General features: G+C 59.4%; 6 protein-coding genes. All 6 read right to left on the reverse strand.

Annotation, left to right across the window (positions count from 1 at the left end; translation table 11 throughout):
• Window positions 1-119: 119 nt before the first annotated feature.
• Complete coding sequence (oxlT, locus tag ACEK02_RS04355) at window positions 120-1,409, reverse strand: oxalate/formate MFS antiporter (RefSeq protein WP_371420567.1); 1,290 nt, start codon at window positions 1,407-1,409, stop codon at window positions 120-122.
• A gap of 209 nt (window positions 1,410-1,618) precedes the next feature.
• Window positions 1,619-3,124 (reverse strand): tripartite tricarboxylate transporter permease, encoded by a 1,506-nt coding sequence (locus ACEK02_RS04360; RefSeq protein ID WP_371420568.1) that lies wholly within the window; start codon window positions 3,122-3,124, stop codon window positions 1,619-1,621.
• A 57-nt stretch (window positions 3,125-3,181) separates the two neighbouring features.
• On the reverse strand, window positions 3,182-3,679 hold the full coding sequence (locus ACEK02_RS04365) for a tripartite tricarboxylate transporter TctB family protein (protein WP_371420569.1): 498 nt from the start codon (window positions 3,677-3,679) through the stop codon (window positions 3,182-3,184).
• Between the two features lie 103 nt (window positions 3,680-3,782).
• Window positions 3,783-4,796 carry a Bug family tripartite tricarboxylate transporter substrate binding protein gene (locus ACEK02_RS04370; RefSeq protein WP_371420570.1) on the reverse strand — a complete coding sequence of 338 codons (1,014 nt, stop codon included), beginning with the start codon at window positions 4,794-4,796 and terminating at the stop codon, window positions 3,783-3,785.
• Window positions 4,797-5,294: 498 nt separating this feature from the next.
• Entirely contained in the window at window positions 5,295-5,432 is a 138-nt protein-coding gene (locus ACEK02_RS04375) for a hypothetical protein (RefSeq protein ID WP_371420571.1), read from the reverse strand.
• 231 nt (window positions 5,433-5,663) lie between these two features.
• Window positions 5,664-6,224, reverse strand: a 561-nt coding sequence (locus ACEK02_RS04380) for a CoA transferase (RefSeq protein ID WP_371420572.1), incomplete at its 5' end; no start/stop codon positions are given.

Raw genomic sequence — 6,224 nt, forward strand, 5'->3', positions numbered from 1 at the left:
ACTTGATTGTTCCCCGGCGCCGGTCATCACGCCTTGGCGCGACACTGGATTGCCGGACAAGGAAAAACGCGCCCAGCCAGGCTGAGCGCGTTGTTTTTGTTCGATTTTTCCGGATGTCGCTAGCTCGCGAGGGCCTTGGCAACGACGACCTTGCGCCATGGCTTCAGCACCGCAATCGCCAGCAACGACGCGAGGATATTGGCGCCTGCCGCGATCAGGAACACGCTGTCCCACGTGCCCGACGACTGCTGCATGTAGTTCGCGACCGGCACCAGAAGTGCCGCCGTTCCCTTGGCCGTATAGAGCAGGCCGGCATTGGTCGTTGCGAATTTGGAGCCGAACGTGTCGGTGCAGGTCGATGGGAAGAGCGAATAGATCTCGCCCCATGCGAAGAACACGAAGCCCGACAACAGCACGAACCACAGCGGATCGTGACCCCACATATACAGGGCCCAGATGCCGATGCCTTCCATGCCGAAGGCGATGAACATCGTGTTCTCGCGGCCGATCATGTCGGAGATCCAGCCGAAGAACGGACGTGTCAGGCCGTTGAGCACGCGATCGATCGTGGCCGCGAAAGTGACGGCGGTCATCGTCATCGCCATCAGCGTGACGGGCACGTTGTCGATCTTCCAGTCGGCCGCAATGGGCTTCAGGTTCGCCGTCACCATCAGGCCGCCGGCACCGACGATCACGAACATGAAGTACATCAGCCAGAAGATCGGATGGCGGATCACTTCCGTCGGAGCGTAGTTGCGGCGGGTCTGGATGATATTCGCGTTTTGCGTGACCGCCGGTACCTGTCCAGCCTTCGGCGCGAACAGGAAGAAGGACAGGATCACGATGATGATGCCTTGTCCGAGACCGAAATACAGAAACGTGGTCTGGAAACCGGAATCCTTGATCATGGCCTGGATCGGCGCGACGGTGAGAGCCGAGCCTGCACCGAAGCCTGCAGCCGTGATGCCAGCCGCGAGGCCGCGCTTGTCGGGAAACCACTTCAGCGCATTGCCGACGCAGGTGCCGTAGACGCCGCCAGCGCCGATGCCAGCGATGATCATGCCGAGATAGAAGCCGTTGAGCGTTTCCGCCTGTGCGTTGATCGCCCAGCCGATGCCGCAGAGAATGCCGCCGATGAGGACGACGATCTTCGGGCCGTATTTATCGACGAACCATCCTTCGACCGGCACCAGCCAGGTCTCGAATAAAACGAAGAGGGTGAAGGCCCATTGGATCGATGCACGATCCCAGCCGAACTTCTTCTGGATGTCGGGGACGAAGAATGTCCAGCCGTATTGATAGTTGGCGATCATCACCATCGCGCCAACGCCGATGGCGAGTTGTGTCCAGCGGTAGGCATCGCTGACACGTGCGGCAGCAGGCGCCGCGCCGTGAACTGCATCAGTCATAGTTCCTCCTAAAGCGCTGTTCTATTGAGAGCTCGACAGCTGCGAAGGATAGTTTGGTATATGATATGCCAACTAACAAGCGAAATCTTGCCAATTTGCCGCTGCAAGTTTCGCATGACTCAATGCCGTACTGCTAAACTACAGAACAGCACGAAGCCGGCGGTCCAGACCGCCGGCTTTTGGGTTTGAACAGTTATTTGTACTGTTACTTACGCTGTTGCAGCGCGAGTACGCAGCCTTGTGAAGCCGCTCTGAATCACCGACCAGAACAGTGCGATCAGGCCGAGGATCATGATGCTGCTGACCAGCGTGTTCGAGAAGAAGATTCCGAGCGATCCCTGTGAGCCCAGCAATGACTGCCGGAAGGCTTCCTCGGCCTTGTCACCAAGCACGATGGCCAGCACCAGCGGGGCGAGGGGGTAGTTACACTTCTTCAGTGCATAGCCGATGATACCGAATACCAGCATCATCACCACGTCGAAGGTCGAGTTGTGGACGGAGTAGGCGCCGATCGCGCAGAGCACCAGGATGAGTGGCGCGATAATGCTGAACGGAACCCGCAGGATCGCGGCGAAGAGCGGTACGCAGGTCAGTACGATAATCAGGCCGACAAGGTTGCCGAGATACATTGAAGCGATCAGGCCCCAGACAAACTCCTTTTGCTCGACGAACAGCATCGGACCGGGCTGCAGGCCCCAGATCAGCAGACCACCAAGAAGCACAGCGGCCGTCGGTGAACCGGGGACGCCGAGCGAGAGCATCGGCAGCAGGGCTGCGGTGCCAGCGGCGTGCGCGGCCGTTTCCGGAGCGATGACGCCCTCGATCTCACCCTTGCCAAAGTTGTGGCCGTTCTTGGAGACGCGCTTGGCAATGCCGTAGCTCATGAACGACGCCGGTGTCGCACCTGCCGGCGTGACACCCATCCAGCAGCCGATGATGCAGGAACGCAGTGACGTCATCCAGTATTGCGGCAGGCTCATCCAGGTGCGGAGCACGACGCGAAGATCGATCTTCGCCTTGCCGCCCTGGAAGCGCAGTCCTTCCTCCATGGTGAGGAAGATTTCGCCGAGGCCGAACAGGCCGATGACGGCGATCAGGAAGTCGAAGCCATTGAGGAGTTCGGTCGAGCCGAAGGTGAGACGCAGTTGTCCCGTGATGGAATCGAGGCCGACAGCGGCGAGGGCGAAGCCGATCATCATCGCCGCAATGGTCTTGAAAGGTGGCTCCTTACTCAGTCCGACGAAACTGCAGAATGCCAGGAAGTAGACCGCGAATTTTTCCGCAGGCCCGAAGCGTAAGGCGAAGCCTGCGACCAGCGGCGCCACCAAAGTGATCATGATGACGGCGAACAGCGCGCCGACGAAGGAGGAGGTGAAGGCGGCGGTCAGCGATTCGGCGGCCTTGCCCTGCTGCGCCATCGGATAGCCGTCGAATGTCGTGGCCACCGACCATGGTTCTCCGGGGATGTTGAACAAGATCGAGGTGATCGCGCCCCCGAACAATGCGCCCCAATAGATGCAGGACAGCATGATGATCGCCGATGTCGGCGGCATGCTGAAGGTGAGGGGCAGCAGGATCGCAACGCCATTGGCGCCGCCAAGGCCGGGAAGCACGCCGATGATCACGCCGAGGACGATACCAAGGACCATCACCGCGATATTGAACGGCTGCAGCGCGACGGCAAAGCCCTGGAACAGATTAGCAATTTCTTCCATGTCGAGTAGTCCTCAGAAAGAGACCGGCAGGCGCAACGGAATTGGAGATCGCGGAAATCAGAGACCAAGCAGATCCTCAAGCGGCCCTTTGGGAAGCGGCACGAGAAACCAGCGTTCGAAGATCAGGTAAGTGACGACCGGCATGCCGAGAGAGATGGCCGCGATGATGGGCCAATTATATTTGCCGAGCCAACGCATGAACCATGCGATGAAGATCAGCGACGACACGTAGAGGCCGATGAACGGCAGGACGCCGACATAGATGCCGGTGGGTATGACGACGCTGAAGACCTGGCGCAACTGGCCCCATTCGGCGAACAGGCTGCCGTTGTCCTCGCGCAGCGTATTCCAGAGATTGATCAGACTGGAGATGATGATGAACAGCCCGATATAGAACGGGAAGAACCCGGCCTTCGGACCCTCCGCGCCCCAGTTGATGCCGGCCTTGATGCTGCCATAGACGACGATGGCGCCGAACAGGCCGATGACAGTGGTGACGCCCGCTTCGACGGATTTGTGGGACGGGCCTGCGTTGCTCGTGTGCTGCGTGGTCATGAAAAGCTCTGTGTGAGAGATCAGCGTCGATCAGCGTGCCATGTAGGCCGGACCTGATATGCGATCAGGTCTGGCGTCATTGCGCCTGTGTCGGTTGCCTTGCTCAGTTTCCTTGCGCGAGGAAGCCGGCTTCCTTCATCAGGGTCTCGTGGCGCTTCTCTTCAGTGCCGACCCAGCTCGCATAGTCACCGCCGGTCATGAAGGTCGTATTGAAGGCGCCGCTCTTCATCAGGTCCTGCCACTCGGGCGTCGCGCGGACTTTCTTGAACAGCTCGACGTAATAGTCGATCTGATCCTTGGTCGCTTTTGGCCCCATGAAGATGCCGCGCAACATCACATATTCGATGTCGAGCCCCTGCGACTTGCAGGTCGGAATGTCTTTCCAGCCCTTGCCGTCGGCAACCTGTTCGTCATAGGCCATCGGCTTGCTATCGAACACGCAGAGCGGACGCACCTTGCCGCCGCGCCACTGCGCCACTGCCTCGATCGGGTTGTTCACGGTTGAATCGATGTGCTGGCCAACAAGCTGCACTGCGACTTCACCGCCGCCTTTGTAGGGAATGTAGGTGAACTTGCTGCCGATGGCTTTCTCGAGCGCGACCGTGATGATCTGGTCTTCCTGCTTCGAGCCGGTGCCGCCCATCTTGATGGTGCCGGCCGGCGCGGCTTTCACTGCGTCGATATAGTCTTTCACCGTCTTGTACGGCTTGTCGGCATTCACCCACAGCACGAATTCGTCGAGCGCCAGCATGGCGACCGGGGTGAGGTCCTTCCAGTTGAAGGGAATGCCGGTGGCGAGCGGGGTCGTGAACAGGTTCGAGAGGGTGATGATGATCTTGTGCGGATTGTTGTTCGCTGACTTCACATCGAGGAAGCCTTCACCGCCGGCGCCGCCCGACTTGTTGATGACAACGAGCGGCTGCTTCATCAGGCTGTGCTTGGTGATGATGCCCTGAATGGTGCGCGCCATCTGGTCGGCGCCGCCGCCTGTGCCCGCAGGAACGATCAATTCGACGGGGCGCGCTGGCTCCCATGCAGCAGATGCCGGGAGAGACGCTCCCAGACAGAGAATGGATGCAGCAGCGGCCAGCGTGAGACAAGAACCTAAGCGTTTCATTGTTTCTCTCCCATTCGTTTTGATAGCGTCGATCGTTCGTCGACTTTGAAATCGTCAGTGCGTGGTCGGGTCTTCCTTCGAATGTCCTGGCTGCAGCTGTGCAAACACGGCCTTGCGCGCGCCATATGCGCACGCCAGACTGTCGAGCCTCGAAACGGCTCGCCTGCAAAAAGGATGAGTGGGTCTGGATCGCTTTGTCATAGCGCGCACGGCATCGCACGCCCGCGAGGGCAGCTAAGCCTTTGTCCTCCCCAGGTATGCTTTCTGTTCAAACGTGAAGCATTACCGTTCGCGCATTTTGGTATGCGATATGCCAAGCGGCAAGCGATTAGAGCCGCTAAAAGCCGGGGAGGCTGAAATGTCGCAGGGAGCGCAAGACGTCGCTGCGATGCAACTACACAAACAAAAAAACGGCCCCGGAAATCCGGGGCCAGTCGTCGGGAGGAACGCAGGGATTTTTGCGCGGGCTCAGCCGCGCGAAAGTAGCGAAGTGCGGCCTTACAGGCCGAAGCGGGGCAGGTCGCCGTTGCGCGCCGAGATGCGTGCGCTGGCCATCAGCGCGCGATCCAGCGAGGCCATGAAGCGGGCGAAGAAGCTGGTGGAGGAAGCGAGGCCGAGCGAAGCAGTCTTCGACATGATTTTGATCCTTTGCTTGAGGTCGCCTCGTCTTGGCGCCTCATCTGGGATCAATTTACGTATACCAGATGCCAAGGACAATTGTCTTGTTTGCATGGCAGCATGATGATTTTGCAGCGCGATATGTATCGATTTGATTTTCTTATTGAAGTTCCGCACTGGCTCTCCCAAATGAAAAAGGCCGCCAATCGGCGGCCTTTCGCATGTAACTATCTGAAATTACGTCAGAAATTACTCAGCGGCGACCTTGCGCGGCGGATCCAGAGCGCCGGAGTCGTGGATTTCGGCGACCTGATGATCGCTGAAGCCCAGCACCTGCTTGAGGATTTCGTCGGTATGTTCGCCGAGCAGGGGCGAGCGGGTCACTTCGGTGGGGCTTTCCGATAGCTTAATCGGATTACCAACGGAAAGATACTTGCCGCGCTCGGGGTGATCGACCTCGACCACGGTGCCGGTGGCGCGCAGCGACTGGTCCTCGGCGAGCTCCTTCATGGACAGGATCGGGCCGCAGGGGATGTCATCCTTGTTGAGGATTTCCATCGCCTCGAACTTGGTCTTGGTCATCGTCCACTGCTCGATCCGCGCGAAGATCGCGTTGAGCTTGGGCAGGCGCGCCGCCGGCTTGGCATAGCCCGGGTCGGTCTTCCAGGTCGGTTCGCCGATCACGTCGCAGATCTTCTCCCACACCGGCGCCTGGGTGATGAAGTAGATGTAGGCGTTCGGGTCGGTTTCCCAGCCCTTGCACTTCAGGATGCGGCCGGGCTGGCCACCGCCGGAGTCGTTGCCGGCGCG

Origin of the sequence: Tardiphaga sp., from assembly GCF_041424195.1 — a bacterium.
Taxonomy (GTDB): Bacteria; Pseudomonadota; Alphaproteobacteria; order Rhizobiales; family Xanthobacteraceae; genus Tardiphaga.